The sequence below is a fragment of the Streptomyces sp. NPDC006463 genome (assembly GCF_042870715.1).
Classification (GTDB): domain Bacteria; phylum Actinomycetota; class Actinomycetes; order Streptomycetales; family Streptomycetaceae; genus Streptomyces.
Genome location: NZ_JBIAHP010000075.1, coordinates 1 through 1,996, shown reverse-complemented (window position 1 = coordinate 1,996; position 1,996 = coordinate 1). Strand labels below are relative to the sequence as shown.

At 68.1% G+C, this 1,996-nt stretch carries 2 protein-coding genes and 1 pseudogene; all 3 read right to left on the bottom strand.

The features are described from left to right. A pseudogene (locus tag ACFYOB_RS41575) lies at positions 1-221 on the bottom strand (ABC transporter permease); the annotation flags it as partial. Next, positions 208-1,002 carry an ABC transporter ATP-binding protein gene (locus tag ACFYOB_RS41570; RefSeq protein WP_388570288.1) on the bottom strand — a complete coding sequence of 265 codons (795 nt, stop codon included), beginning with the start codon at positions 1,000-1,002 and terminating at the stop codon, positions 208-210. The pseudogene ACFYOB_RS41575 and the gene ACFYOB_RS41570, both read right to left, overlap by 14 nt. 34 nt (positions 1,003-1,036) lie before the next feature. Then, on the bottom strand, positions 1,037-1,996 hold a 960-nt coding region (locus ACFYOB_RS41565; RefSeq protein ID WP_388570286.1), incomplete at its 5' end, for an aliphatic sulfonate ABC transporter substrate-binding protein.

Genomic DNA, 1,996 nt, shown 5'->3' with positions numbered 1-1,996 from the left:
GCGGACAGGGCGGGGAGTTTGGTCTCCTCGGTGACCTTCGCCGCGACGAGGATCTGCCAGACCAGCAGTACGAGGCCGACGGCCAGGACCGGCGGCAGGACCTTCTTGACGAGGAGTTCGCGGACGGGGGTGCGGTGGGTCTGGACCGCGTCCAGGGCGTCGAGGCCGGCCTCCAGGCCCGCCAGGTCGTCCGTCTTCGCCTTCGTGTCAGTGCTGGCCATGGCGGCGGATCTCCCCACGCAGGTGTTCAGTGATCTCAAGGGACAGTTCCGCGACGTCCGCGTCCTCGATGCGGCGCGGCTGGGCGATGTCCACGGTCCATTCCTTCGCGACCCGGCCGGGCCGCGAGGAGAGCAGGACCACGCGCTGGGCGAGGCGCACGGCCTCGCGGACGTTGTGCGTGACGAAGAGGACCGAAAGGTTCGTCTCGGCCCAGATGCGGGTGAGTTCGCCGTGCAGTACGTCCCGGGTGATGGCGTCGAGCGCGGCGAACGGCTCGTCCATCAGCAGGAGCTGGCTGTCCTGGGCGAGCGCGCGGGCCAGGGCCACGCGCTGGCGCATGCCGCCGGACAGTTCGTGCACGCGCTTGCCGTACGCGCCGCCGAGCCGGACCAGCTCAAGCAGCCGTTCGGCCTCGGGCCTGCGGTCGGCCTTGGCCACCCCGCGCAGGCGCAGGGCGAGTTCGATGTTCTTGCCCGCGGTCAGCCACGGGAACAGGGCGTGCTCCTGGAACATGAGCGCCGGACGGCCGCCGGGGGTCTGGATGGACCCCGCGGACGGCTTGTCCAGACCCGCGACCAGGTTCAGCAGGGTGGACTTGCCGCATCCGGAGGCCCCCAGGATGGTGACGAACTCTCCGGGAGCGACATCGAGGCTGATGTCGTCCAGGACGAGCTGCGATCCGGCCGGGCCGGAGAAGGACTTCGAGACGTGCTCGATGCGCGCGGCGTGCGTGTGCTCCGCTGCGATGCCCTCGGCAGCCTTGGCGAGCGTGGTGGCCATGGTCGTCACCTCCTGGGGATGCTGGATTACGGGGTTACTTGGCGCCGAGACCGGCGTCGGAGACCTCGGGCTTGCCCGCGGCCTTCAGGACCTTGTTCAGCAGCGTCAGGTCGTAGATCCCGGCCAGGTCGGGCTGCTCGATGAGCTTGGCCTTGACGGCCCACTCGGACTGGGTCTTCAGCGTCGTCGCCAGCGGGTCGTCGGTGATCGCGATGCTCGGCCACGCCGGGTCGATGATCTTGGCGTCGAGTGCCTTGCCGCTGTCCGCCTGCAGCTTCGCGTTCGCGGAGGCCTTCGCCTTGTCCGGGTTGGCGTTGATCCACTCGTTGGTCTTCACCGTGCCCGCCAGGACGGCCTCGACGACGTCCGGGTGCTCCTTGAGGAACTTCTGCGACACGATCACGTTCGTGATCACGAACTTCTTGTCGGGCCACAGGGCGGTCTCGTCGAGGAGCACGGAGCCGCCGTCGGAGACGAGCTTGGAAGCGGTGGGCTCGGGAACCCAGGCGCCGTCGATGGAGCCCTGCTTGAAGGCGTCGGGGGTGACCTTGTTGTCCGTACGGACGACGGAGACGTCACCCTTGCCGGACTCCGGGTCGACCGACCAGCCCTTCTCGGAGATCCAGTTGAGGAACGCGACGTCCTGGGTGTTCCCCTTCTGCGGGGTGGCGATCTTCTTGCCCTTGAGGTCGTCCAGGGTCTTGATCTTGTCCGGGTTCACGACCAGCTTGACGCCGCCGGAGGCGGAGCCGGAGATGATCCGCAGGTTCGAACCCTTGGACTTCACGTAGCCGTTGATCGACGGCGAGGGGCCGATGAAACCGATGTCGAGAGAGCCGCCGTTGAGGGCCTCGATCTCGGACGGACCGGCGTTGAAGGACTGCGGCTTGATCGCGGTGCCGCCCAGTTCCTTCTGGATCAGGCCTTCCTGGAGGCCGACCAGCGCGGTGGCGTGCGTCAAGTTCGGGAAGTACCCGATGCGGACCTCGGAGGC

What these genes read in the sequence shown, in the direction of transcription:
- ACFYOB_RS41570 (WP_388570288.1), bottom strand. Translation starts at nt 1,002, where the DNA reads ATGGCCACCACGCTCGCCAAGGCTGCCGAGGGCATCGCAGCGGAGCAC.